This window comes from Rhodococcus sp. Z13_19A, from assembly GCF_058133575.1.
Genome location: NZ_JBYUNN010000001.1, coordinates 935,308 through 960,355 on the forward strand (window position 1 = coordinate 935,308; position 25,048 = coordinate 960,355).

Genomic DNA, 25,048 nt, shown 5'->3' on the forward strand with positions numbered 1-25,048 from the left:
GGGGGCGAGCCCGGACTTAGGGCACGAGCGGACGGCGGCCGCTGGCCAGCCGCACGAGCAGGACGAGGAGGCGGTCGGCCAGGAACCCGGCCAGTCCGATGACGATCATCACGGCGACGATGAGGTCGGTGCGTGACTGTTCGCGGGCCTGGGTGATGAGCGCGCCCAACCCGGTGCTGATGCCCACGGTCTCGCCGACCACGAGAATCACCCAGCCCAGGCCCAGCGCGATGCGCATCCCCCCGATGATGCTGGGGATCGCGGCAGGCAGCACCACCTTGTACAGCGTCTGCACCGGCCGGGTGCCCAGCATCGCCGCGGCCTCGAAGAGCCGTTCGGGAATCGCCTGCACTCCGGAGATGGTGTTGAGCAGCACGGAGAACACGGAGGCGAGGAAGACCAGGAAGATGGTCGAGCGGTCGCCGAAGCCGATGATGAGCAGGGCGAGCGGCGCCCAGGCCGTCACGGGGATGGGACGGACGAGGTTGATGGTCGGCTCGAGCATCCGGTAGACCACCCGGGAGCGGCCCATCACGATGCCCAGCGGCACCGCGATCACCACGGCGATGAGGAAGCCCTGCACCACCCGCAACGTGCTGGCGTACAGGTGCAGCCAGAGCACCCCACTGTAGGAGTCGTTGATGACGCCGCCGAGCGCGAGGTCCGCCAGCCGCCGGGCCACGTCGTAGGGCCTGGGCACGAACTCCATCTGGATGCCGAAGGGCAGCGTCCACCCACCGCTCACCCCCTGGTCCCACAGCAGCAGCAGCACCAGCGGCACCGGCAGCGCCCACAGCGTGGCGGCCAGCCGTCGACGCAGCCCGCTGCCGCGGCGCGCTCCCGTGGCGGCCGCCGGTCGCGAGGGCGCGGTCCCCGTCGCGGCGAGCTGGGCGGCTGGGGTCAGGTCACCGGAGGCGGTCATGTCCGTCTCCGTCCTGGCGGGGTCACCGCGCCGCCTGGATCGCGTCCACGAACGTGGTGTCGAAGACCTTGGCCATGTCCGGGACCCCGGAGAGCTGGTCGAAGGCGACCATCTGCTCGGCCAGGGCGCCGACCTGGGCGCGGTAGGCGGTGTCCAGCTGCCAGCGGGGGGTGATGTTCTTGATCGCGGTCTCGGTGACGGTGCGGTCCAGGCCGAACGTGCTGACCAGCCCGTCGACCCAGGCAACGTGGTTGGCGTTCATGTGGTCCACCGCCTTGGTGAAGCTGTCCACGACGGCCTGCGCCAGCTTCGGGTCCTTGCCGGTGACGGTGCCAGTGGTGGCGAACACGATGTTCACGCCGCCGATCGCGGTCTCGTAGGGCGAGGTGATCTGCTTCGCCCCGGACTGCATGACGATGGACGGCGCCGTCTCCGCGCTGAGGAACGCGTCGATCTGGCCGGACTTGTAGGCGGTGGCCATGTCGGAGAAGGCGAGGTTCACCAGCTGCACGTCCCGGCTGGGGTCGAGCCCGTTGGCCTGCAGCGTCAGGCGCAGCAGCAGCTCCTGCGAGGCACCGGCGGGAAAGCCGATCTTCTTGCCCTTGAGGTCCTTCACCGAGGCGATCTCGGACTTGCCGACGAAGCCGGAGCCCCCGTTCGCGGCCGAGGCCACCATCCGCAGGTCCTGCCCGGCGGCGACCGCGGCGATCACCGACGGCGCACCCATCACGGCGTAGTCGATGGAGCCGGAGGCCAGTGCGTTCTTCATGTCCGGCGAGCTGTCGAAGAGGACGATCTCGTACTTGGTCCCCTCCGGGGCGAACTGCTCCATGAAGTACGGCTGGTACAGGTGCGGCTGGCCGCGCAGCGTGCCCACCTTCACGGCGTTCGGATCGCTGGCGGCGGTACCTCCGGGTGAGGAGATGCACGCGGTCAAGGACGAGCCCAGAGCAAGCACGGCGATCAGGGCCACCAGGAGGCGACTGAGGGTGCGGGTCATCGTAGGTTCCTTTGCTCGGGCGTCGATTGGTCCGACCACCGGACACGGAGCACGTTATGGCTCGGCCGGACTGCCGAACAGGGGGAACCGGCGAACGTAACGGGTGTTTAACCAGCCCGCAATGCCGCGGTTTGGGTGTTCCACCGCCCTGGCGTGCTTCGCCCACAGCTGTTCGGTGGTTGCGCGGCACCCGGTGCCCAGGGAATGATTGGTCAGACCACAGAGAACGGATGGTGCGCATGGCACTTCACGCAGGGCGCCTGCCATGACCCCGGTGTCAGTGCCTCCGCTGGTGCGTCGCACCCACAGCGTGAGCGCAGAGGTCGCCGCCCACCTGGAGCGGCTCATCGTCAGCGGAGAGCTGCGCCCGGGCGACCGGTTGCCTCCGGAGCGGGAGCTGGCCGCGACGATGGGAGTCTCCCGCCCGTCGCTGCGGGAGGCGATGTTCGAGCTCGAGTCCAAGAAGCTGGTGGAGCGCCACCAAGGTCGCGGCAGCATCGTGGCCGAGCCCGCGCGAGGCACGGCGCAGCTCTACGACAGCCTGAGCGACCTGGACGTGCAGATCGGCAACGCCAGCGAGGTGCGGGACCTGGTGGAGCCGGGAATCGCCGAGCTGGCTGCCCTGCGCGCCGTCGAGTCCAACCTCGTGGCGCTGGAGAGCGTGCTGACCCGGTCCGGGGCGGACCTCACGCCTGAGGCGTCCATCCAGCTGGACGTCGAGTTCCACAGCCTGCTCGCGCACGCAGCGCAGAACCCGCTCCTGGTGGCGCTGTGCTCCATGACGATGACCTGGACCGAGCCCACCCGAGCGCTGTCCCACCGGACGGCGCTGGGACGACGCATCTCCGTCGACGGCCACCGGGCCATCTTCGCCGCGGTGCTGAGCCAGGACGGACCGGGAGCAGCTGCGGCCATGACCCGACACCTGCAGGACGTGCGCGAGCTCAGCGCGCTGGCTGCCCCGCACCACCCCTGAGCACCCCCCAGCCCTAGCCGCGGGCCATGTCCACGAAGCGGGAGTAGTGCAGCTGCGGGGCCACGGTGATGGTGGCCAGCGGGCCGTTGCGGTGCTTGCCCAGGATCAGGTCGGCCTCGCCCGCCCGCGGGTCGTCGCGCTCGAAGGCGTCCGGGCGGTAGATCAGGATGACCATGTCCGCGTCCTGCTCCAGCGAGCCGGACTCGCGCAGGTCGGAGACCATCGGCTTCTTGTCGGTGCGCTGCTCGGGACCACGGTTCAGCTGGGAGATGGCCACCACGGGCACCTCGAGCTCCTTGGCCAGCAGCTTGAGGTGGCGGGAGAACTCACTCACCTCCTGCTGGCGGGACTCCACCTTCTTGCCCGAGCTCATCAGCTGCAGGTAGTCCACGATCACCAGCTTGAGGCCGTGGCGCTGCTTCAGCCGCCGCGCCTTGGCGCGGATCTCCATCATGGTGAGGTTGGGTGAGTCGTCGATGAACAGCGGCGCCTCGCTGATCTCACCCATCCGGCGGGCCAGCCGGGTCCAGTCGCTGTCGGTCATCTTGCCCGAGCGCATGTCGCCCAGCTTGATCTGCGCCTCGGCGGAGAGCAGCCGCATCACGATCTCGGTGCGGCTCATCTCCAGGCTGAAGATCACGCTGGGCATGCCGTGCTTGATGGAGCACGAGCGCACCCAGTCCAGGCCGAGCGTGGACTTTCCGACACCGGGGCGGGCGGCCACGATGATCATCTGCCCCGGGTGCAGGCCGTTGGTGATGGCGTCGAACTCGGTGAACCCGGTGGGCACGCCGTTGGACATCCCGCCCCGGCTGGCGATGGCGTCGATCTCGTCCATCGTCGGCTGCAGCAGCTCCTCCAGCGGGACGAAGTCCTCGCTGGTGTTGCGCTCGGTGACGGAGTAGACCTCGGCCTGGGCGCGGTCGACGACCTCGGCCACGTCCTGGCCGTCAGCGCCCGCGTAGCCGTACTGCACGATGCGTGTGCCCGCCTGCACCAGCCGCCGCAGGATCGCCTTCTCGGCCACGATGGCGGCGTAGAAGCCGGCGTTGGCCGCGGTGGGGACGGTGGCGATGAGGGTGTGCAGGTACGGGGCCCCGCCCACCCGGCGCAGCTCGTTGCGGCGCTCCAGCTCGGCCGAGACGGTCACGGCGTCGGCCGGCTCACCCCGGGAGTACAGGTCCAGGATGCAGTCGTACACGGACTGGTGGGCCGGCCGGTAGAAGTCCTCCGGGGTGAGCACCTCCAGCACGTCGGCGATGGCGTCCTTGCTCAGCAGCATGCCGCCGAGCACCGACTGCTCGGCCGCCATGTCCTGGGGCGGCTGCCGACCGAAGTCCTCCGACGGCGTCGACTCCTGTGGCGCCGAGGACAGCGACCGTCCTCGATCATCAACCAGCGCCACGGGCACCTCACCTGACCTTCTGCTCATGAGCTCAGCCCTGCGAACTTCCGCAGGGATTCCTACCGCGACGCACCGTCAGGAACGTCGCCTTCACGCCGGCGCCACCGCGCTGGGCGGTGCACACCGTGGCGGTGACGTGCAGACGTTAGGAGCCTGAAGACACAACATCAATCGACCCTGTGCACGCGCCTGTGGACAAGTTGGGGACGGGCGGGCGCGTTGGTGTGCACCCCCTGGGGACAACCTGTGGACAGACAAGAAAGTTCTCACCCAACCCGCAGGTCAGCGCCGTTTTCAGCCTGTTGGCAGATGTGGATTACTTCTGGGCACGGCGTGTCGTGGGGGTTGACAGGTCGGGCGTGTCGACTTCCGGAAACGGTCCGGCACGGCAGAGTTACCCACAGGCACGCCTGACCAGGCCATCTGCACACGGTGATCAAGTTTTACGCTGCGCTAACTGCCGTCGGGCCCGAGCACCGCCCCCAACGCGCGCAGAGCCCCCAGGCGAGCAATCGCCTGGGGGCTCTGCAGAGCGGGTGGATCAGCTGGCGACAGTGACCTCGAGGACGAGCTCAGCCGTCACCTCGGGGTGCAGGTGCACCTTCACGCTGTGCTTGCCCGCGGTCTTGATGTGCGACGCGGGGAGCTCGATCGTGCGCTTGTCCAGCGTGGGACCACCGGCGGCCTTGACGGCACCGGCGACGTCGCCGGCACTGACCGAGCCGAACAGCTTGCCCTTGGTGCCGGCACGCACCGGCAGGGTGACCGAGTCCAGGCCCGCGATCGCGGCCTTGACCTCGTTGGCGTGGTCCAGGCCGCGAATGGCCCGAGCCTCCTGGGAGCGGCGGATGCTCTCGACCTGCTTCTCGGCACCCCGGGTGGCCTTGATGGCCAGTCCGCGGGGCATCAGGAAGTTGCGGCCGTAGCCGTCCTTGACCTCGACGGTGTCGCCGGGGGCACCGAGGTTGGGAACATCAGCGGTGAGAATGAGCTTCATCGTTGTTCCCCCTCTCAGCGTGCGGTGGACGTGTAGGGCAGCAGCGCTACCTCACGGGCGTTCTTGACGGCCACGGCAACGTCCCGCTGGTGCTGGGTGCAGTTGCCGGTGACCCGACGCGCGCGGATCTTCCCGCGGTCGCTGATGTACTTGCGCAGCAGCGTCGTGTCCTTGTAGTCGATGTGAGCGGTGCGCTCCTTGCAGAAGGTGCACACCTTCTTCTTCACCTTGCGAACTGGCGCCTTGGCCATGGATCTTCTCCGGTCTCTATCTCAAACCTGGGACCCCGCACGCGGCGGGGTAATTCCTGCGTGTCGATCAGAAGGGAGGCTCGTCGTCCGAGCCGCCGCGCGCGCCACCGAAACCGCCGCCGCCGCCCACGGACGAGCCCGTCTGCGGGGCGGAGCCCCACGGGTCGTCGTTGGCTGCGCCGCCGCCTCCGCCGGACGGTGCGGAGCTGAATCCGCCGCCGCCTCCGCCGCCACCCCGGCTGACCTTGTTGACCTTGGCCGTCGCGTACTTCAGCGACGGGCCGACCTCGTCGACCTCGAGCTCCACGACGGTCCGCTTCTCACCCTCGCGCGTCTCGAACGACCGCTGGCGCAGTCGTCCGGAGACGATGACCCGGGAACCGCGCGTCAGTGACTCAGCGACGTTCTCCGCAGCCTGACGCCAGATGTTGCAGCGCATGAACAGTGCGTCCATGTCTTCCCACTGGTTGGTCTGTGCGTTGAACTTGCGGGGGGTGGACGCCACCGTGAAGGTGGCGACCGCCGCACCTGAGGGAGTGAAGCGCAGCTCGGGGTCGGCGGTGAGATTGCCGACGATCGTCAAGTTGGTCTCGCCTGCCATGGGTCCTCCTGGAGTCGTGGGAGTGGCACAAGCGCTGAGCGAGAGGCTCAGCTCTCGGTGCGCACTGCCTTCGGTCGAACCTTCTTGGGCTCGTTCCGCAGCACCTTGGTACGGAGCACCGACTCGTTCAGGGTGAGCTGACGGTCCAGCTCGGTGACGGTGGCCGGCTCGGCGGCAATGTCGACGACGGCGTAGATGCCCTCGGCGTGCTTGAGGATCTCGTAGGCGAGCCTGCGCTTGCCCCAGACCTCCACCTTCTCGACCGAGCCGCCGTCCTTGCGAACAACGTTGAGGAATGTATCCAGGGACGGAGCGACTGTGCGCTCGTCCAGGTTCGGGTCGAGAATGACCATGAGCTCGTAATGACGCATAGGACCTCTGCACCTCCTGTGGACTAGTGAATTCGGCCGCGGCGGTTCCGCGGCAGGAGGGTCGTTGCGTCAGCAACCGAGCAAGGGTAGCAAACAGCCCCCTGACCAGCGAAATCGCTGGGTAGGGGGCTGTTTGGCTGGAGCGAGTGTCTCAGGCGGGCAGCGGCGCGGTGCGTCGCAGCACCCAGGTGCGCACCACGGCGGCCGTGGTGAGGGAGAGCAGCAGGGCCGCGACGACGGCTTCTGCGGGGACCTTGGTGGAGGCCGCGGGGACGGTGGGCATCGCCGTGACGACGCTGGCCGAGGAGGCGGGCTGCACCGCGGGGGGCTGGGCCTGGCTGGTGGCCGCACCGGCCCCGGGGCGGAGCAGGTCGGTCTGCGGGGGCAGGCCCGGGGCCTGCGCCGCGCCGGGCACGCCCAGGCTGGGCAGCGCGGGCAGCCCGTAGCCGCTGAGGGACTTGGGCGGCAGGGTCGGGGCGACACCGACGGTGTACCCGGCGCCGCCCGAGGGCACGGCCGTCAGGTCGTTGTAGGTGTAGCGGGGCACCCGGCCGTAGCTGCTCTGCCCCGCCGGTGCGGCGGTGGAGGCGGAGCCGGCCGTCTGGGTGGTGTTCGGTGCGACGCCGGCGCCAGGGGCCACCGCGCCGGGGACCGGGCCGGCAGCGGCGGGAGCGGCGGCGACCGCGGCGGCGCTGGGGACGGCCTCAGGGGTCTGCACCGGCACCGGCGGGACCACGGCGAGGGTGCAGGCGCTGCTGATCGCGTCGCGCAGCGGCTGGACCGCGGGCGGCGGGATCGCCGGGATCGCGACGACCAGTGCGTCGGCGATCTGCGCGCCGGTGACCGGGGCGCGGTCGGCGGAGACGACGAAGGGCGGCAGCGACAGCGACTTCAGCGCCGGGGTGAGCGCGTCCACCAGGGCCGGACCCACCAGCGGGATGGTGCTGAGGCCCTGCATCTGGGGCGCGAGCAGCGTCTTGGCGCTGACCACCAGCCGGTCGCCGGGGTTGGCCTGCACCGGCACGGTGCAGCTCTCCACCGCGACGTCGGCGGGAGCGGCCGCGGCGGTGCCTGCGCCCAGCACGGACAGTCCCGTGGCGCACACCCCCACGAGTCCGGTGACCGCTGCTGCCCTGGAAAGTCCCCGCATGCCGTGCTCCTCACGTCCCGCGTGCGCTGCGCCCGGTACGGCACCACGCCCGACGGTGCGGCGTCCCCGTGACCGGAGCACCGCACCCACATGGGCAACTGTAGGTGACCCACCGCACAGCTGCTGTCGTGAGTCTAACGACCGGGTGCCGGGCCGGTGACGGTCGTTGGCGGACAGGGACCCTACGCTGGGGCGATGCGCATAGGTGCTCACGTCCGCAACGACAGCGACCCCATCGGTACCGCCACCGAGCTCGGTGCCGAGGTCGTGCAGCTGTTCCTCACCGACCCGCAGAAGTGGCACAAGCCCACGCCGCACCCGCAGGCCGAGGCGCTGCTGGCCAGCGACGTGCAGGTGGTGGTGCACGCCCCCTACGTCATCAACGTGGCCAGCCTGAACAACCGCATCCGCATCCCCTCCCGCAAGGCGGTGACCCAGCAGGCCGAGGCCGCTGCGGCCATCGGCGCCTTCGGGCTGGTGGTGCACGGCGGGCACGTCCGTGAGGGCGAGGACCCCGCCGAGGGTTTTGCCAACTGGCGCAAGATGTTCGAGCGTCAGAACGACGCAGGGGGCTTCGCCGTGCCGGTGCTCATCGAGAACACCGCCGGCGGGGACAACGCCATGGCCCGGCGCTTCGACGACATCGCCCGGCTCTGGGACGCCGTCGGCGACCTGGGCGCCGGCTTCGTGCTGGACACCTGCCACGCCTGGGCGGGCGGGGAGGACCTGGTGGACGCGGTGGACCGGGTGCGGGCCATCACCGGCCGCATCGACCTGGTGCACCTGAACAACTCCCGCGACGAGTTCAACTCCGCCCGCGACCGCCACGCCAACATCGCCGCCGGCTCCATCGAGCCGGAGGTGCTCGCCGCGGTCTGCCGCTCCGCACAGGCGCCGGTGGTGCTGGAGACGCCCAGCGCAGGCATGGCCGCCGACCTGGAGTACCTGCACAGCGTGCTGGACTGAGCCCACTGGCGCGGCCGGGCCCGGCTAGACCGGGTGCGGCTGGGCCGGGACTGGGCGGGGGTCGGGCGAGCGGGGGCGCAGCCACTGCGGCAACCACCGCGGGGGCTCGTCCGGCGCGCGGTCGAGCACGCCGCCCACCGGGTCGTCGTCGATGCCGTCGGCGCGCACCAGGTCCTGCTGCGGTCGGTAGATCTCCCGGACCACCAGCACCACCAGCGCCAGCACGGCCACGTCGCGCAGCACCACCGCCCCGGTGAAGTACTGCTCAGGCAGGCCCCGGTTGGTGGTGCCCAGGTAGTAGTACATCCGCGGCGCCCACACCAGCGCGTCCAGCGCCATCCAGCCCAGCAGCAGCCGGGTGCGCGGGATGGCCAGCACCGCCAGCGGCACCAGCCACAGCGAGTACTGCGGGCTCCACACCTTGTTGGTGAGCAGGAAGCCGGCCACCAGCAGGAAGCACACCTGGGCCACCCGCGGCCGCCGCGGCGCGGTGAGCGCCAGCCAGCCCACCCCGGCGCAGACCGCGACGAAGAGCAGCAGGCTGACCGCGTTGAGCACGCTCGGGGGTTGCCCGTGCGCCAGCGGTCCGTCGAAGCCGGCCCAGCCGGTGAAGGAGCGCACCACGTTGTACAGCGAGTCCGGGTCGGCGCCGCGCACCGAGTTCAGCCGGTAGAACTCCTTCCAGCCCTCCGGGTACAGCAGCGCCACCGGCAGGTTCACCGCCGCCCAGGCGAGCGCGGCCCCGCCCAGGGCGCGCCACCAGTGGCTCTGCCGCCAGCGGGCCAGGTCACCGCTGCGCAGGCAGAGCAGCAGCAGCGGGCCCAGCAGCAGCAGCGGGTACAGCTTGGCCGCCCCACCCAGGCCGAGCAGCACGCCGGCCAGCACCGGCCGCCTGCGCGCCCAGGCCAGCAGCCCGGCCGCCGCCGCCGCCGTGGCCAGCGCGTCGAAGTTGGTGAAGGCGTGCACCGCGACCAGCGGCGACACCGCCACCAGCGCGGCGTCCCAGATGCGTCGGCGCGCGACGACGGCGGTGGCCCACACCGTCACCAGCCAGGCCAGCGCCAGACCCAGCGCGACCACGGTGAAGTAGAGGACCACCTCCAGCGCGCCGGGCAGCACGCCCTGCTGGGCCAGCACGTACCAGCTCTTGGCCACCAGCATGGCGCCGTACTGGTACATCCCGGTGAGCACCGGGTACTCCATGTGGCGAACCTGCTCCTGGTCGGTGCCCGGGTTCTCCACCCACGACTTCTTGTAGGGCAGGGCGCCCTCGTCGAGGTGCTCGGCGCCGTAGAGCGGGACCGTGTCGGAGTAGCACATCGCGAGGTACTGGCGGCCGTTTCCCCAGTCCAGCTGCAGGGCCGAGGCCGGGCCGGTCTGCTGCAGGCACGGCGCCTTGGCGAACCAGCCCAGGGCGAGGAACACCACCGCGAGCAGCAGGATGATCCGCAGCGGGGTGAAGAACCGCACCCGTCCGACGAGCGCGTGGCGGCCCACCGGTCCCCCGACCAGCTCGCTGGCCTGCGCCACGAGGGGATCGGTGCGCGTGGGCGCCACCCGGTCGACGCCGAGCCGCAGCCCGCGGGTGTCGTCGGCGAGGCGAGCAGGCGCGACACGTCCGCGGGGGTCACCAGGCACGGACCCGACCCTACGCAGCCCGTCGCGACCGGCGGCCGCCGGTGACGGCTCGCGGCAAACACTCACGTTCTGTACTTAATGGACTACTAGGCGTAAGACTCTCCAGGAGTCGACTCGCGCTCCGCCGCACCCGAAGTCACACTGCGAGGCGCCGGTCACTGGCTCTCCGCCGCACCGAACGATCGAAGGACCACATGAACATTCGCCGCCTCGCGGGAGCCCTGGCTGTCGCCCTGGTTGCCGCCGCCACCTCCCAGGCCGCCGCAACCGCAGCCCCGCAACCGACCACCTACCTGCTCTCCCTCGGCGACTCGCTGTCGGTGGGCTACCAGCCGGCGCACGACGGCCAGCCCGCGGGCGACACCGAGGAGGGCTACGCCGACAAGCTGTACGCCCAGCTGAAGGTCACCGAGCCCACCCTGGAGCTGGTCAAGCTCGGCTGTACCGGCGAGACCACGACCACCATGATCGAGGGCGGCCGCTGCACCTACGACGGTGCCGTCTCCCAGCTGGAGGCAGCCAAGACCTTCCTGCGCGACCACCCGGGTCAGGTCCGCTACATCACCAACGACATCGGCGCCAACGACGTCCAGAAGTGCGCGCAGGGCGGCTCCATCGACATCCGCTGCGCCGTGGACGGCCTCGGGACGATCAGCAAGAACCTGCCCCGCATCGTCCTGGACCTCAACGTCGCGGCCGTGACCTCCCACCCGGTCTTCGTGGGCATGAACTACTACAACCCGTTCCTGGCGTCCTACCTCGACGGGGGCAGCGGCGTCTTCACCGCTGCGCTCACCTCGCTGTTCTCCTACGCGGTGAACTCCGTGCAGGGTGCGGTCTACAGCGGCTTCGGCGTGCGCGTGGCCGACGTCTCCGCCGCCTTCGACAGCTACCGCTTCCTGGAGGCGCGGGATCTGCCCGGGGTCGGCCCGGTGCCGCTGCCGGTGTACCAGATCTGCACCCTCACCTACATGTGCACCGACGAACCGGACATCCACGCCAACCCGGCGGGCTACCAGGTGATCGCCGACGCGTTCGCAGCTCAGCTGCCCCGCACCCAGCCCCAGCCCGCGCTGGTCGGCTAGCCAGCACCAGCCGCCGGGCGCTGCCCGGCACCCACGACGACGACGGGACCAGCCACGTCGCTGGTCCCGTCGTCGTGTGCTGGTCCCGTCGTGTGCTGGTCCGTGGTGCGGCTAGTCGTCCTCCGCCTCGGCCGGCAGCGTGGTGGTGGGCCCCGGCGCCGCGGTCCTGGTCGTCGTCCGCGGGGTCGTCGTGGTCGCGGAGGTGGTGCTGCTCGGCGCCCGGGTGGTGGTGGGCGCCGTGCTGGTGGGCGTGGGCGTCGGGGTGGTGGTGGGCGCGGTGGTGGTGGGCGCCGGGGTGGAGGTGGTGGTGCTCGGCCGCGTGGTGGTGCCGGTGCTGCGCGTGGCCGAGGAGGTCTCCGCGGGCACCCCGCCCGAGCCGCCGTTGAGGGCCGGTGCGTTGGGGAACCGCTCCTGCGGCGTGCCCTGCAGCGCCCCGTCCATCGTCGACTTCCAGATGTCCGACGGCAGCCCTGAGCCGTAGATGTTGGCGCCCCCGCTGGTCTTGATGGGGTCGTCGCCGTCACTGCCCACCCAGACCGCGGTGGACAGCGAGGGCGTGAAGCCGACCATCCAGGCGTCCCGGTTGTTGCCGGTCTCGCCCAGCTGGTTGGTGCCGGTCTTCGCGGCGGACTCCCGTCCCCCGGCGAGGTTGTGGTTGCGCGAGTACGCGGCGATCGGCTCCATGGCTGCGGTGACGTTCTTGGCGATGGCGTCGTCGATGGCCCGGGTGCCCTGCGGCAGACCCCGGTCCAGCAGCACGTTGCCGTCGGCGGTCACCACCTTCTGCACGAAGTACGGGTCGTGCTGGATCCCGTTGTCGGCCAGCGTCGCGTAGGCGGCGGCCATGTCGATCGGCCGCACCGGGTAGGAGCCCAGGCCGATGCCCGCGTTGGGCGGGCCGTCGGCCTCCTGCAGCGTCCGCTGGTTGGTGTCCGGGAACACCGTCGGGACGCCGGCGGCGTGGGCGACGTCGGCCACCGCCTGCGGACCGACGTCCACCGTGAGCTGGTAGAAGACGGTGTTGAGCGACAGCTTCAGCGCGGTGGCCAGGGTGCACCGGCCACAGGAGGCACCCTCGGAGTTGGTGATCTTCTGCCCGGCGATGGTTTGCGGGGTGGACCCGTCGTAGGTCTTGTTCAGCGAGATGCCCTTCTTCAGGGCGGCAGCGACGTCGAAGACCTTGAACGAGGAGCCGGGCGGGCGGCTGGTGGACTGGGCGTAGTCCAGCCCGCTGCCGTTGGGACCGCCGTAGTAGGCCCGCACCGCGCCGCTGCGCGGGTCCACCGAGACCACCGCCGCGCGCAGGTTGGGCGGCTGCCCGCCCAGCGTCTTGGCCGCGCTGGCCTCCGCCGCCTGCTGCGCCTTGGGGTCGATGGTGGTGGTGATCTGCAGGCCCTCGGTGTTGAGCTGCTGCTCGCTGATGCCCGCCGTGACCAGCTCGCTGCGAACCTGGCGGACGATGAGCCCGCTGGGGCCCTGCGTCCCGCTGGTCATGTCCGGGTCGGCGGGGGGCAGGACCTTGGGGTAGACCTGCGCGGCCCGCTCGTCTGCGGTGAGCCAGCCCTCCTGCACCATCGCGTCGAGGGTCAGGCTCCAGCGCTGCTCGGCCGCCTCGGGGTGGTCGGTGGGGTCCAGCGCGGAGGGGCTGCGGATGGTGGAGGCCAGCACCGCGCCCTCGGCCACGGTGAGGGCGTTGCTCTCCTTGCCGAAGTAGGCCTGCGAGGCCGAGGCGATGCCGTAGGAGCCGCGCCCGAAGTAGATGGTGTTGAGGTAGGCGGCGAGGATGTCGTCCTTGGACGTCTGCTGGGCCAGCTTGGTGGAGATGACCAGCTCGCGGAACTTGCGGACCAGCGTCTGCTCGTCGCCGACCATGGCGTTCTTCACGTACTGCTGGGTGATGGTCGAGCCACCCTGGCGCTCACCGCCGCGCACGTTGTTCAGCGCGGCCCGGGCGGTGCCGGTGATGGAGAAGCCGGGGTTGGAGTAGAAGGAGCGGTCCTCGGCCGCCAGCACGGCGAAGCGGGTGCTGGTGGGGATCTGCTCGATGGTGACGTCGGTGCGGTTTCCCTCCGGCGGCACGATCCGGGCGATCTGGTTGTTGCCGTCCTGGGCGTAGATGGTGGCCACCTGGTTGGCCTTGAGGTCGGACGGCTGCGGCACGTCCACCAGCAGGTAGGCCACCATGAACGCCACGATCGGGCCGATGATCGCCAGCCCGACGAGTCCGTAGGCCACCCTGCGCACGGTGCGCCAGCGGGTGGAGCCAGGGGGCCGTCCGCCGTCCCTGCGTCGGGATCTGGCGGGTTGGGTGTCGGTCACGTGCTGGTTCTCCATGGTTCTGCGTGGGCCTCGAGGTCGGGGTGCGTCACTCACTGGCGGTCCTGCGGGAGCGTCTGCGGCGGGCGGTCGGCGGGCTGGCCGCCGGTGCGCCGAGGACGTAGGACTGGGTGAGGTGGTTCCAGCTGCACGTGCGGCACACCTCGACCACGTACACCGAGAACTCGTCCTGGGTGGTGGCCATCCGCACCAGCTCCTCCGGGCTGCGCGCCGAGCCCGACACCGCTCCGAGGCGCTCCCCGCACACCCACGACACCAGGGTGAGGGGCTCCTTGCGGCACACCGGACACGTCACGTTGCTGGTGCGGCCGTGGAACTTCGCCGCCCGGAGCAGGCACGGATGGGCGTCGCAGACGTCGGCGACGTCGGTGCGGCCGGAGTGCAGGTCGGCGAGCAGGGCGCGGCGCTGCAGCGCGTAGTCCACCACCTGTCGCTGCATCCACACGTGATCAGGGTACGTGCGGCGTTTGCCGGGTTGAGGACGGATGTGCACCCGGCACCGGGCCCACACACGCCCGTCACCTGCGGACACCGGCCCGCGGCGCGCGCTCAATGTATCGGCGCGATATAGTCAGTGACTGCATCGCAAACGTTTCGAGGAGGTGGACCATGCTTGAGCTCGCTGTGCTCGGTCTGCTCCACGAGGCACCGATGCACGGCTACGAGCTGCGCAAGCGACTGACCGGTCTGCTCGGCGCCTTTCGTGCCTTCTCCTACGGCTCGCTCTACCCGACGCTGCGACGCATGCAGGCCGACGGGTTGATCACCGAGGAGGCCGACCCAGACGGCACCGGCACCAAGCGGCGCGCCCGTCGGGTGTACCAGCTGACCGTCGCCGGCAAGGAGCGCTTCGCCGAGCTGGTGGCCGACACCGGGCCGCAGACCTACACCGACGACGGCTTCGGGGTGCACCTGGCGTTCTTCAGCCGCACCCCGGCCGAGGCCCGCATGCGGATCCTCGAGGGCCGCCGCCGGCAGGTGGAGGAGCGCCGTGAGGGACTGCGCACCTCGATGGGCCGGGCCGGCGAGCAGATCGACCGCTACACCCACCAGCTGCACCGACTCGGGTTGGAGACCAGCGAGCGCGAGGTTCGCTGGCTCAACGAGCTGATCGTGGCAGAGGGCGAAGCCACCACCGGGGACAGCACCACGGGGGAACGCACCAGCGAGGACAGCACGACCACGGGAGGCTCCACGGAGCCGACCTCGAGCCCCCTCGAGAGCACCACGGCAAGACCCGCTGCTCACCGCAGCACCCAGACCGATAGTCGAACCAACAGAGGAGAGGCCGACCATGGCTGAGAATCGCACCAGCGTGCGCGTGGCAATCGTGGGCGTGGGCAACTGCGCCTCGTCCCTGGTACAGGGCGTGCAGTACTACCGCGACGCCCCCGAGGACACCACGGTGCCCGGGCTGATGCACGTGCGCTTCGGCCCGTACCACGTCCGCGACGTGGAGTTCGTCGCCGCGTTCGACGTGGACGCCAAGAAGGTCGGCTTCGACCTCAACGAGGCCATCGTCTCGAGCGAGAACAACACCATCAAGATCGCCGACGTCGAGCCCACCGGGATCGTCGTGCAGCGCGGCCCGACGCTGGACGGCATCGGCCGCTACTACGCCGAGACCATCACCGAGTCCGACGCCGAGGCCGTCGACGTCGCGGCGGCGCTGCGCGAGGCCGAGGTCGACGTCCTGGTCTGCTACCTGCCGGTGGGCTCCGAGGCCGCGGCCAAGCACTACGCCCAGGCCGCCATCGACGCAGGCGTGGCGTTCGTCAACGCCCTGCCGGTGTTCATCGCCTCTGACCCGGTGTGGGCGCAGAAGTTCGTCGACGCCGGTGTGCCGATCGTGGGTGACGACATCAAGAGCCAGGTCGGCGCCACCATCACCCACCGCGTGCTCGCCAAGCTGTTCGAGGACCGCGGCGTGCAGCTGGACCGCACCATGCAGCTCAACGTCGGCGGCAACATGGACTTCAAGAACATGCTCGAGCGCGACCGCCTGGAGTCCAAGAAGATCTCCAAGACCCAGGCCGTCACCAGCAACCTGACCCGCGACATGGGCGCCAACAACGTCCACATCGGCCCGTCCGACTACGTGGCGTGGCTCGACGACCGCAAGTGGGCCTACGTCCGCCTCGAGGGTCGCGCCTTCGGTGACGTGCCGCTGAGCCTGGAGTACAAGCTCGAGGTCTGGGACTCGCCCAACTCCGCCGGCATCATCATCGACGCCGTGCGCGCGGCCAAGATCGCCAAGGACCGCGGCGTGGGTGGCCCCGTCTTCGCCGCCGCCAGCTACCTGATGAAGTCGCCGCCGCGCCAGCTGGCCGACGACGTCGCCCGCACCCAGCTGGAGGCGTTCATCGCCGGCGAGGGCGAGGCCTGAGCCAGCCGGCTCCCACCTCCCCCCGCACCAGTGCGCGCCCGTCCCACCTCGGTGGGGCGGGCGCCGTGCTTTTTCCCAAAGGTGTTGGTAACGAACGACTCCGGCGTAGGGAAAGATGACCGCCCATGACCGATGAGGCCCCCGACCGCCCGAGCGTGCTGCAGCTGCTGGAGACCGTGGTCGACGACGGGACCTTCGAGTCCTGGGACCAGCCACTCGTCCCGGTGCCCGGCAGCACCAGCTACGACGCTGCCCTGACCAAGGCGCGCGAGCGCTCCGGGCTGGACGAGTCGGTGCTCACCGGCAAGGGGCTGGTGCGCGGGCGCCCCGTGGCGCTCATCGGCTGCGACTTCAGCTTCCTGGCCGGCTCCATCGGGGTCGCCGCGGCCGAGCGCCTGGTCAGCGCCGTGGAGCGCGCCACCGCCGAGGGCCTGCCGCTGCTGGCCACCACCGCCTCCGGGGGCACCCGCATGCAGGAGGGCACCATCGCCTTCCTGCAGATGGTCAAGATCACCGCCGCCATCACCGCCCACAAGGCCGCCGGACTGCCCTACCTGGTCTACCTGCGTCACCCCACCACCGGTGGGGTGTTCGCCTCGTGGGGCTCGCTCGGCCACGTCACCATCGCCCAGCCGCAGGCCCTGGTCGGCTTCCTCGGCCCCCGGGTGTACGAGGCGCTCTACGACGCTCCCTTCCCCGAGGGCGTGCAGACGGCGGAGAACCTGCACCGCTGCGGCCTGCTGGACGGCGTGATCCCCGCCGAGGGCCTGGCCGGGCTGATCGACCGGGCGCTGGCGGTGCTGATGGCCCCGCGCCGCCTCGAGGTGCCCAGGGTGCCCGACGAGGACGTGCCCGACGTCGAGGCGTGGGAGTCGGTCATCCGCTCCCGCGACGAGCGCCGGCCCGGGGTCCGGGCGCTGCTGCGCCACGCGGCCACCGACGTGGTGCCCCTCAACGGCACCGGGGAGGGCGAGTCCGACCCGTCGCTGCTGCTGGCGCTGGCCCGCTTCAGCGGTGCTCCCTGCGTGGTGCTGGGCCAGGACCGGGCCCGCCAGACCACCGCCGACCCGCTGGGCCCGGCCGCGCTGCGCACCGCCCGCCGCGGCATGCGGCTGGCCGAGGAGCTGGGCCTGCCGCTGGTCACCGTGATCGACACCGCGGGGGCGGCGCTGTCGCCGGCCGCGGAGGAGGGCGGCCTCGCCGGGGAGATCGCCCGCTGCCTGGCCGACCTCATCACCACTCGCTCGCCCACCGTGTCGGTGCTGCTGGGCCAGGGCAGCGGCGGCGCCGCGCTGGCCCTGCTGCCCGCCGACCGGGTGGTCGCCGCCCAGCACGGCTGGCTGTCCCCGCTGCCGCCGGAGGGAGCCAGCGCCATCGTGCACCGCACCGCGGAGAAGGCGCCGCAGATGGCCGCCGAGCAGGGGGTCCGCTCGGCCGACCTGGCCGCGGCCGGCATCGTGGACCGGATCGTGGTGGAGCACCCGGACGCGGCCGAGGAGAGCGAGGCGTTCTGCACCCGGATGGGGGCGACGCTGTCGCAGGAGCTGGCCGCGGTGCTGGGTGCGGGCACCGAGGAGCGACTGGCCGCCCGCTGGAAGCGCTACCGCACGCTGGGGCTGCCGGGCTGACTGCCGCGAAGACCTTGTGGTGACGCAGATCACCTTCTAGGTTCAGCCACGTGGCCCTCAACATCGCTGACCTCATCGAGCACTGCATCGACCTCGTCCCGGAGCGGGTGGCCCTGGAGTCAGGGGAGCGCTCCCGCACCTACGCCGAGCTGGAGGACCGCAGCAACCGGCTGGCCCACCACCTGCTGGCCCAGGGCGTGCAGCCCGGCGACAAGGTCGGCCTGTACAGCCGCAACACCATCGAGTGCGTCGAGGCGATGGTGGCCATCTTCAAGGCCCGCGCGGTGATGGTGAACGTGAACTTCCGCTACGCCGAGCCCGAGCTGGAGTACCTGTTCACCAACTCCGACATGGTCGCGCTCATCCACGAGCGCCAGTACACCGACAAGGTCGCCGCAGTGGCCTCGCGCTGCCCCCGGCTGCGCAGCTTCGTCGCCGTCGAGGACGGCAGCAGCGCTGACCTGACCGCGCTCGGTGCGCTCGAGCTCGAGGCGGCGCTGGGGCAGGCCTCGCCCGAGCGCGACTTCGGCGAACGCTCCGGCGAGGACATCTACATGATCTACACCGGCGGCACCACGGGCATGCCCAAGGGCGTGATGTGGCGCCAGGAGGACGTGTGGCGGGTGCTGGGCGGGGGCATCAGCTTCCTCACCGGCGAGCACCTGGCCGACGAGTGGGAACAGGCCCGCACCGGCGCGGAGAGCCCGCAGGCCACCCGCTTCCCCATCCCGCCGTTCATCCACGGCGGCTCGCAGTGGGCGGTGCTGCAGAGCCTGTTCACCGGCGGCAAGGCCGTGGTGTACCCGGACTTCGACGGGGAGCGCACCTGGCAGATCGTGGAGAAGCACCAGGTGAACGTCCTGTTCATCACCGGCGACGCGATGGCGCGACCGATGATGGACGGGTTGCTCTCCGGCCGCTACGACACCTCCTCGGTCGTGGCGCTGACCAGCACCGCGGCGCTGTTCTCACCCAGCGTCAAGCGGCAGTACCTCGAGGCCCTGCCCCACGCCTTCATCACCGACTCCATCGGCTCCTCCGAGACCGGGTTCAGCGGCATGGGCGTGGTCTCCGCCGACACCGCCGGGTCGGCGGGGCCGGTGGTCAAGATCGACTCCTCCACCCAGGTCCTGGACGAGCACGGGGTCCCGGTGCAGCCGGGCTCCGGGCAGATCGGCATGCTCGCCCGCAGCGGCTACCTCCCCCTGGGCTACTACAACGACCCGGTGAAGACCGCCGAGACCTTCCGCGAGCTCAACGGCGTGCGCTACTCCATCCCCGGCGACTACGCCCGGGTGGAGGCCGACGGCACGGTCACCATGCTCGGCCGCGGGTCGGTGTCCATCAACACCGGCGGCGAGAAGGTCTTCCCCGAGGAGGTGGAGGGCGCGCTGAAGTCGCACCCGGCGGTGCTGGACGCCCTGGTGGTGGGGGTTCCCGACGAGCGGATGGGCACCGCCGTGGCCGCGGTGGTCGCCCGCCGGCCCGGCGCTGGCGTCACCCTGGCCGAGCTCGACGCCCACGTGCGCACCATGATCGCCGGCTACAAGGTGCCCAGGGCGCTGTGGTTCGCCGACGAGATCCGCCGCTCACCCGCCGGCAAGCCCGACTACCGGTGGGCCCGCACACTGACCGAGGCCGACGAGCCCGCGCACCGCTCCGCCCCCGCCAGCCCCACCAGCGCGCACCGGGCGTCGAGCTGACCAAGCGCGCCCGGTGGGCAGGCCTGGACGCCGCCCAGCCTGGCCCAGCACGTGCCGGCGTGGCCGGGCTCGGTGCTCCCGGCAAGTAACCCGTCGTTGACATGTGTGTCGGGGCCGCTCTAGCGTGGGAGGTCAACGCTTGACGACCTGCGAGGCCTCTCGCGCCCAGCCAGAACGGTGTCCCGTGCTCAGACCTCTGCCCAGCCGCACCGGCCGGCCGTCCTGGACCATCCTGCTGGGCCTCGCCCTGGCCGGCATGACCGTCGCCATGCTGCAGACCCTGGTGGTCCCCATCCTCGGGCTGATGCAGTCCACGCTGGGCACCTCGGCCGGGGGCATCAGCTGGGTGGTCACCGCCAACCTGCTGGCCGCGGCGGTGATGACCCCGCTGCTCGGCCGCTACGGCGACCAGCACGGCAAGCGCAAGGTGCTGCTGGGCTGCCTGGTGCTCATGCTCGCCGGGTCGCTGCTGGCCGCCACCACCACCTCGCTGGCGCTGCTGATCGTCGCCCGGGTGCTGCAGGGCGCGGCGGCGGGCATCTTCCCGCTGGCCATCAGCGTGCTGCGCGACGAGGTGGACGCCGACAAGCTGCCAACCAGCATGGCCGTGGTCAGCGCCACCCTGTCCATCGGCGGCGGCGCCGGACTGGTCGCGACCGGGCTGCTCACCACCGGTGGCGGCAGCTACCACCGGGTGTTCTGGCTGGCCTTCGCCCTCTCCGCGGTGGCGCTGGTCGGGGTGTTCCTGCTGGTGCCCGACCCGCAGACCACCACGCGGGGGCGCACCGACGTGCTGGGCGCGCTCACCCTCGGTGCCACCCTCGCGCTGCTGTTGATGCCGCTGTCGCAGGGCAGCTCGTGGGGCTGGACCTCGCCGCTGACCATCGGGTGCCTGCTGGGCAGCGCGGTGATGGCCGCGGTGTGGGTGGCCGTGGAGCGGCGGGTCGACGACCCGCTGGTGGACATCGGCATGTTCGTGCACCGGCCGGTGCTGGCCACCAACATCGCCGGCATGCTGCTGGGGTTCGCCATGTTCGGCCAGTTCCTCGGCACCTCGAGCTTCGTGCAGGTCCCGGAGGGCCTCGCCGGGTACGGCTTCAGCGCCTCGGTGCTGCGCGCGTCGGTGGCCTACCTGCTGCCGGGTGCGCTGCTGGGGGTGGTCGCCGCCCCGATCGGCGGACGGCTGGTGCACCGCTTCGGCGGCCGGGTGGTGCTCGCGGTGGGCACCGGCATCGGCACGGTCAGCTTCGCGTGGTTCGCCGCCTCGCACGATCACCCCTGGGAGATCATCGTCGCGGGCATGCTGACCTCGGTGGCCGTGGCGCTGGCGTTCGCGGCGATGCCCGCGCTCATCGTGGCAGCCGTGCCGCAGACCCACACCGGCATCGCCAACGGCCTCAACTCCATCTCCCGCTCGGTGGGCAGCGCGATCGCCGGGGCTGCGGTGGCCACCATCCTCGCCGCCCGGCACGTGGCGGGCACCCCGGCCGGGGTGCCGGCCATCCCCGCGGAGAGCGGCTTCACCCTGGCGTTCGCGATCTCCGGGGTGTGCTGCGCGGTGGCCTGCGTGGTGGTGCTGGTGGGTCTGCCCCGCCCCACGGCCGCCGGCCCGCCGCCGGTGTACGCCCGCGCCGCGGCGGGAGCAGGACGCACCCCCCGATGAGCACCCACACCAGCACGCCGCCGCGGCGCCGCGACGCTGCGGCCACCCGCGAGGAGCTGCTCACCGCCGCCCGGGCCCGGTTCGCCGAGCAGGGCTACGGCGGTACCACGCTGCGGCAGGTCGCCGGCGACGTCGGGGTGAACCCGGCACTGGTGATCCGCTACTTCGACAGCAAGGAGCGGCTCTTCGTCGAGGCGCTGGGTCCGCGACCGCACTTCGGCGACGTCACCGACGTGCCGCTGGACCGGCTCGGCCCGGAGCTGGTCCGGCGCGCCATCGTGGAGCTGCGGTCCGGGCAGAGCGGCGAGAGCCTGCTGGCGCTGCTGCACTCCCAGTCCACCGAGCTGGGGATGTCGCGGTTGCGGACGGTGATCGTGGAGGACTTCGCCGACGTGCTCGGCGCGCGCCTGCCCGGGGGTCAGGCCAGGGCCCGCGCGGTGCTGGTGGGCGCGCAGCTGCTGGGCCTGAGCCTGGTCACCGAGGTGTTCCGGCGGCCCGGGGACGCGCTGATGCCCATCGAGGAGGTGGTGGCGATGTACGGACCCGCCGTCCAGGCCCTCATCGACCACACCGGACCGACCGGCTAGGTGGTGTAGTCGGCGTTGATGTCGATGTAGCCGCGGGTGAGGTCACAGCCGTACACGGTGAAGCTGCCGTCCTCGATGCCCAGGCCCACCTCGATGGTGACGGTGTCCCCGCGCATCACCTCGCTGAGCTCCGCCAGCTGCGCCGCGTCGAGCAGGTGCGGGTACACGTGCTGCCCGCACAGCGACACGGTGACGTTGTCGGAGTCGATGTCGGTGTCGTCCTCGCACTTGCCGACGGCCATCACCACCCGCCCCCAGTTGGGGTCGGCGCCGTGCACCATCGTCTTCACCAGCGGCGAGTTCACGATCGACTTGGCCAGCCGCTTGGCCTGGGCGTCGTCGCGGGCACCGGTCACCGTCACCTCGATCAGCTTGGACGAGCCCTCGCCGTCCCGGGCGATCATGGTGACCAGCTCCAGGGCCACGGCGTGCAGCGCGTCCTGCAGCTCGCCGCGGTCCACCGGGCCGGCAGCACCGTTGGCGAACACGGCCGCGGTGTCGCTGGTGGAGGTGTCGGTGTCGATGCTCAGCGCGTTGAAGGTGGTGGCCACCACGGCGCGGAACACCTCGTCCAGCTCGGCAGCACCGATCTCGGCGTCGGTGAAGAAGAAGGTGAGCAGGGTGGCCATGTTCGGCTCGATCATGCCGACGCCCTTGGCGACCCCCAGTACCGTCGCGTCGCCGACGGTGCGGCTGACGATCTTGGGCACCGTGTCGGTGGTCATGATCGCGGTGGCGAAGTCGTCCCAGGTGGACGGCTGCGGCGGCGTGGGCCAGGCGGCGATGTTCCCGCGGATGGCGTCCATCGGGTAGGTCCGGCCGATGACGCCGGTGGAGGCCACCAGCAGCTGCTCGGCGTCGGCCTGCACGGCCTCGGCCACCAGCCGGCGGACCTCCATCGCGTCGGTCACGCCCTGCACCCCGGTGGCCACGTTGGCGTTGCGGGAGACCACCACCACGCCCCGGGCGTCAGCCCCCACGGTCTTGCTCAGCAGCACGCTGGGCCCGGCGAAGCGCGAGCGGGTGTAGACGGCGCTGCACACGGTGTCGGTCTGGGAGACGGCGACAGCGAGGTCGGCGCGGCCGTCGTTGCCCACCCCCACCTCTGCGGTGTGCACGTAGTAACCCTGGGGCCCCGGTGTCGCAGTCATGGTCCCCAGTCTTGCAGTCGGGGCAGCCGGCCCGTCAGGCACTTCCGGCCAGCAGCGCCATGCCCACCCGCACCGGGTCGTCGGACATGGGCACGTGGCCGAGCCCAGGCAGCACCACCACCTTGGCCTGCGGGTAGCGGCGGCGAGCAGCACGCACCTGGTGGACCGGCAGCAGCAGGTCACGGCGTCCCCACGCGATGGTCACCGGCACCTCCGGGGCGGTGAGGTCCTCGTCCGGGAACCCCTGGTCCAGGATCTGGTCCACCACGCCGTTGCTCATCAGGGCGTGGGCGTCCGCCAGCGCGGCCGCCGGGTCCACCCGCCAGGGCTTGCCGAAGAACGGCGCCAGGCTCACCGAGCGCAGCAGCGGGTTGCGCAGCATCGCCGGCAGCCGCTCCCCGTTCGCCCGGGCCAGGCTCCGGGAGCCGCGGAAGACCACCTTGGTGAGCAGCCGGTCGGCGCGGCTGGTGCCGAAGCCGGCGGGCGACAGCGCCGTCGCCGAGGCGACGCGGCCGCGGGCGGCCAGCTGCAGCGCCACCCAGCCGCCCAGCGAGTTGCCCGCGACGTGCGGCCGCGCCTCGTCCGGGGCCAGCTCGTCGAGCATCCCGTCCACCGCGTCCAGGATCACCCTGTGCACGTCCTTGGTGCCCGGGGGCACCAGCGGGGAGTCGCCGTGGCCGGGCAGGTCGACGGTGACCACGCGACGACGCTGGACCAGCTCGGGCAGCACCGGGTCCCACGCCTGGCGACGGTGGGTCAACCCGTGCACCAGCACCAGGGTGGGGCCGCGACCGTGAACCTCGTAGGCAAGCTGCATGAGCTCATCCTGCCTGGTCCAAACGTGCTGTGCGCCAAGGCTCGCGCGGGTCCGGGCAGCGGGGTCGGGGAGCAGCTTGCCTCGGCTGTGACACCTGTGGGACAAAGGAGGCGGGTCCACCCGGCTCACCGGACGAGCACCGCCGTACCCGGACAGCGACAAGACGGCGCGCATGGAGGTCGTGGTGTCCTGGCTCGTTCTCGTCCTGTCGGGCGTGCTGGAAGCGGTGTGGGCGTCGGCGCTGGGGCGCTCGGACGGCTTGACGCGGCCGGTGCCCACGATGGTGTTCGCGGTGGCGCTGGTGGCCAGCATGGGCGGGCTGGCGTACGCGCTGCGGGAGCTGCCGGTGGGCACGGGCTACGCGGTGTGGGTGGGCATCGGTGCGGTCCTCACCGTGGCCTACGCGATGGCGACCGGCACCGAGGCGGCCTCGCCGATGCGGATCCTGCTGCTGCTGGGCATCGTCGGCTGCGTCATCGGGCTGCGCCTCATCAGCTGAGCCGGCCTCATCAGCTGACCCGGCCTCATCAGCTGACCCGGCCTCATCGGCTGCACCACCCCTCACAGGTCGCCCATCCTGGTGTGCATCTCCCACACCAGGACCTCGGCACCGGAGCCGCCGGCCCCCACCCGCTGCCCCTCGCTGCCGGTCACCCGGGCCGCGTCGCCGGCCACCAGGTTCGGCGCGCCCTCCGTCCCGTCCTCCAGCGCCACCTCGCCGGCCGCCACGAACAGGTGCGCGAACACCGCTGCCGGCAGCTCCACCTGGGCGCCAGGGGCGAGCCGCGCCACGTGCAGGGCGGCGTGGCGCTGGTTGATCCGGATGGCCGCAGCACCGCGGTGCTTGGTCATTCCCGACGCCAGCGGCACCAGCCCGCCGCGGGCGAGCTCGTCGCCGACCTCCAGCTGTTCGTAGCCCGGAGGCAGGCCGGGCTCGTCCGGTGGCACCCACATCTGCACGAGGTGCACCGGCTCGTGGTGCTCGGCCGCGCCGGTGAGCCGCCAGGAGTCGTTCTTCTCCGAGTGCTGGATCCCGGTTCCCGCGCTCATCCGCTGCGCCAGTCCCGGGTAGATCACCCCGTTGTGGCCCTCGGAGTCCTGGTGCACCAGGGAACCGCTCAGCACCCAGGTGACGATTTCCATGTCCCGGTGCGGATGCGTGTCGAAACCCGCACCCGCAGCGACCGTGTCGTCGTTGTTCACCAGCAGGAGACCGAAGTGGGTGTTGTCCGGGTCGTAGTGCGAGCCGAAGGAGAAGGAGTGCCGGGAGTCCAACCAGTCGATCTTGGTGTGCAGGCGGTCCTGCGCCCGGCGAATGTCGGTAGCCACGCCACGTTCTCCCGTCAGTCGACTCTGCCCTCGCCATTCTCGCTGCCCGTCCTGACTAGTCTCTGCACAGGCATCCGCGCGACCA

The 25,048-nt window shown here is 71.3% G+C and carries 24 protein-coding genes and 1 riboswitch; of the genes, 10 read left to right on the forward strand and 14 right to left on the reverse strand.

Annotation, left to right across the window (positions count from 1 at the left end; translation table 11 throughout):
* Positions 1–16: 16 nt before the first annotated feature.
* Positions 17–922 carry an ABC transporter permease gene (locus AC3YNX_RS04380; protein ID WP_127784483.1) on the reverse strand — a complete coding sequence of 302 codons (906 nt, stop codon included), beginning with the start codon at positions 920–922 and terminating at the stop codon, positions 17–19.
* Positions 923–944: 22 nt separating this feature from the next.
* Positions 945–1,922, reverse strand: coding sequence for an ABC transporter substrate-binding protein (locus AC3YNX_RS04385; RefSeq protein WP_489994711.1), 978 nt, complete (start codon positions 1,920–1,922; stop codon positions 945–947).
* Positions 1,923–2,196: 274 nt separating this feature from the next.
* Here AC3YNX_RS04385 and AC3YNX_RS04390 point away from each other — a divergent pair, with 274 nt between their 5' ends.
* Positions 2,197–2,898, forward strand: a complete 702-nt coding sequence (locus AC3YNX_RS04390; protein ID WP_241249416.1) for a FadR/GntR family transcriptional regulator — start codon at positions 2,197–2,199, stop codon at positions 2,896–2,898.
* Positions 2,899–2,911: 13 nt separating this feature from the next.
* On the opposite strand, the gene dnaB is transcribed toward AC3YNX_RS04390, so the two are convergent.
* The 6 genes from dnaB to AC3YNX_RS04420 form a co-directional block, all read right to left on the reverse strand.
* Positions 2,912–4,303: a replicative DNA helicase gene (dnaB, locus tag AC3YNX_RS04395; RefSeq protein WP_127784486.1), complete on the reverse strand. Its 1,392-nt coding sequence runs from the start codon at positions 4,301–4,303 to the stop codon at positions 2,912–2,914.
* 541 nt (positions 4,304–4,844) lie between these two features.
* Positions 4,845–5,300 (reverse strand): 50S ribosomal protein L9, encoded by a 456-nt coding sequence (rplI, locus tag AC3YNX_RS04400; RefSeq protein WP_127784487.1) that lies wholly within the window; start codon positions 5,298–5,300, stop codon positions 4,845–4,847.
* Between the two features lie 14 nt (positions 5,301–5,314).
* Positions 5,315–5,551, reverse strand: a complete 237-nt coding sequence (gene rpsR / locus AC3YNX_RS04405) for a 30S ribosomal protein S18 (protein ID WP_127784488.1) — start codon at positions 5,549–5,551, stop codon at positions 5,315–5,317.
* A gap of 67 nt (positions 5,552–5,618) precedes the next feature.
* The gene (locus tag AC3YNX_RS04410) at positions 5,619–6,152 is read right to left on the reverse strand and encodes a single-stranded DNA-binding protein (RefSeq protein ID WP_127784489.1); all 534 of its coding nucleotides are present in this window, start codon (positions 6,150–6,152) and stop codon (positions 5,619–5,621) included.
* Positions 6,153–6,199: 47 nt separating this feature from the next.
* Positions 6,200–6,523: a 30S ribosomal protein S6 gene (gene rpsF, locus AC3YNX_RS04415; protein ID WP_127784490.1), complete on the reverse strand. Its 324-nt coding sequence runs from the start codon at positions 6,521–6,523 to the stop codon at positions 6,200–6,202.
* Between the two features lie 151 nt (positions 6,524–6,674).
* Complete coding sequence (locus tag AC3YNX_RS04420) at positions 6,675–7,673, reverse strand: hypothetical protein (RefSeq protein ID WP_489994712.1); 999 nt, start codon at positions 7,671–7,673, stop codon at positions 6,675–6,677.
* Between the two features lie 195 nt (positions 7,674–7,868).
* Here AC3YNX_RS04420 and AC3YNX_RS04425 point away from each other — a divergent pair, with 195 nt between their 5' ends.
* Positions 7,869–8,639 (forward strand): deoxyribonuclease IV, encoded by a 771-nt coding sequence (locus AC3YNX_RS04425; RefSeq protein ID WP_489994713.1) that lies wholly within the window; start codon positions 7,869–7,871, stop codon positions 8,637–8,639.
* Positions 8,640–8,663: 24 nt separating this feature from the next.
* Here the strand turns inward: AC3YNX_RS04425 and AC3YNX_RS04430 are convergent, their stop codons facing one another.
* A complete protein-coding gene (locus tag AC3YNX_RS04430) occupies positions 8,664–10,277 on the reverse strand; it encodes a glycosyltransferase family 87 protein (protein ID WP_489994714.1) in 1,614 nt (537 codons plus the stop codon).
* 194 nt (positions 10,278–10,471) lie between these two features.
* On the opposite strand from AC3YNX_RS04430, the gene AC3YNX_RS04435 reads away from it, so the two are divergent.
* Positions 10,472–11,362 carry an SGNH/GDSL hydrolase family protein gene (locus AC3YNX_RS04435; RefSeq protein WP_489994715.1) on the forward strand — a complete coding sequence of 297 codons (891 nt, stop codon included), beginning with the start codon at positions 10,472–10,474 and terminating at the stop codon, positions 11,360–11,362.
* A 111-nt stretch (positions 11,363–11,473) separates the two neighbouring features.
* Here AC3YNX_RS04435 and AC3YNX_RS04440 read toward each other — a convergent pair whose 3' ends face one another.
* Together AC3YNX_RS04440 and AC3YNX_RS04445 are read right to left on the reverse strand one after the other, a co-directional pair.
* Positions 11,474–13,597 (reverse strand): transglycosylase domain-containing protein, encoded by a 2,124-nt coding sequence (locus AC3YNX_RS04440; protein WP_489994716.1) that lies wholly within the window; start codon positions 13,595–13,597, stop codon positions 11,474–11,476.
* A gap of 130 nt (positions 13,598–13,727) precedes the next feature.
* A complete protein-coding gene (locus AC3YNX_RS04445) occupies positions 13,728–14,138 on the reverse strand; it encodes a DUF5318 family protein (RefSeq protein ID WP_164860714.1) in 411 nt (136 codons plus the stop codon).
* Between the two features lie 170 nt (positions 14,139–14,308).
* On the opposite strand from AC3YNX_RS04445, the gene AC3YNX_RS04450 reads away from it, so the two are divergent.
* The 6 genes from AC3YNX_RS04450 (at position 14,309) to AC3YNX_RS04475 (ending at position 21,666) form a co-directional block, all read left to right on the forward strand.
* A complete protein-coding gene (locus AC3YNX_RS04450; protein WP_489982262.1) occupies positions 14,309–15,001 on the forward strand; it encodes a PadR family transcriptional regulator in 693 nt (230 codons plus the stop codon).
* On the forward strand, positions 14,994–16,085 hold the full coding sequence (locus tag AC3YNX_RS04455; RefSeq protein ID WP_127784497.1) for an inositol-3-phosphate synthase: 1,092 nt from the start codon (positions 14,994–14,996) through the stop codon (positions 16,083–16,085). Before AC3YNX_RS04450 ends, AC3YNX_RS04455 begins: the two co-directional genes overlap by 8 nt.
* Positions 16,086–16,210: 125 nt before the next feature.
* The gene (locus AC3YNX_RS04460) at positions 16,211–17,713 is read left to right on the forward strand and encodes a carboxyl transferase domain-containing protein (protein WP_489994717.1); all 1,503 of its coding nucleotides are present in this window, start codon (positions 16,211–16,213) and stop codon (positions 17,711–17,713) included.
* Between the two features lie 50 nt (positions 17,714–17,763).
* The gene (locus AC3YNX_RS04465) at positions 17,764–19,416 is read left to right on the forward strand and encodes an acyl-CoA synthetase (RefSeq protein WP_489982264.1); all 1,653 of its coding nucleotides are present in this window, start codon (positions 17,764–17,766) and stop codon (positions 19,414–19,416) included.
* A 184-nt stretch (positions 19,417–19,600) separates the two neighbouring features.
* Positions 19,601–21,079 (forward strand): MFS transporter, encoded by a 1,479-nt coding sequence (locus AC3YNX_RS04470; RefSeq protein WP_489994718.1) that lies wholly within the window; start codon positions 19,601–19,603, stop codon positions 21,077–21,079.
* On the forward strand, positions 21,076–21,666 hold the full coding sequence (locus tag AC3YNX_RS04475) for a TetR/AcrR family transcriptional regulator (RefSeq protein ID WP_489994719.1): 591 nt from the start codon (positions 21,076–21,078) through the stop codon (positions 21,664–21,666). The genes AC3YNX_RS04470 and AC3YNX_RS04475 overlap by 4 nt, the downstream gene beginning before the upstream one ends.
* On the opposite strand, the gene argJ is transcribed toward AC3YNX_RS04475, so the two are convergent.
* Positions 21,663–22,817: a bifunctional glutamate N-acetyltransferase/amino-acid acetyltransferase ArgJ gene (gene argJ, locus AC3YNX_RS04480; protein WP_489994720.1), complete on the reverse strand. Its 1,155-nt coding sequence runs from the start codon at positions 22,815–22,817 to the stop codon at positions 21,663–21,665. The genes AC3YNX_RS04475 and argJ overlap by 4 nt on opposite strands.
* Before the next feature lie 34 nt (positions 22,818–22,851).
* On the reverse strand, positions 22,852–23,634 hold the full coding sequence (locus AC3YNX_RS04485; protein ID WP_127784504.1) for an alpha/beta fold hydrolase: 783 nt from the start codon (positions 23,632–23,634) through the stop codon (positions 22,852–22,854).
* A gap of 107 nt (positions 23,635–23,741) precedes the next feature.
* A riboswitch (guanidine-III (ykkC-III) riboswitch) is annotated at positions 23,742–23,807 on the forward strand.
* A gap of 11 nt (positions 23,808–23,818) precedes the next feature.
* Between AC3YNX_RS04485 and AC3YNX_RS04490 the strand changes: the two genes are divergently transcribed.
* Complete coding sequence (locus tag AC3YNX_RS04490) at positions 23,819–24,133, forward strand: DMT family transporter (RefSeq protein ID WP_206518057.1); 315 nt, start codon at positions 23,819–23,821, stop codon at positions 24,131–24,133.
* Positions 24,134–24,195: 62 nt separating this feature from the next.
* On the opposite strand, the gene AC3YNX_RS04495 is transcribed toward AC3YNX_RS04490, so the two are convergent.
* Complete coding sequence (locus AC3YNX_RS04495; RefSeq protein WP_489994721.1) at positions 24,196–24,963, reverse strand: pirin family protein; 768 nt, start codon at positions 24,961–24,963, stop codon at positions 24,196–24,198.
* Positions 24,964–25,048: the final 85 nt, after the last annotated feature.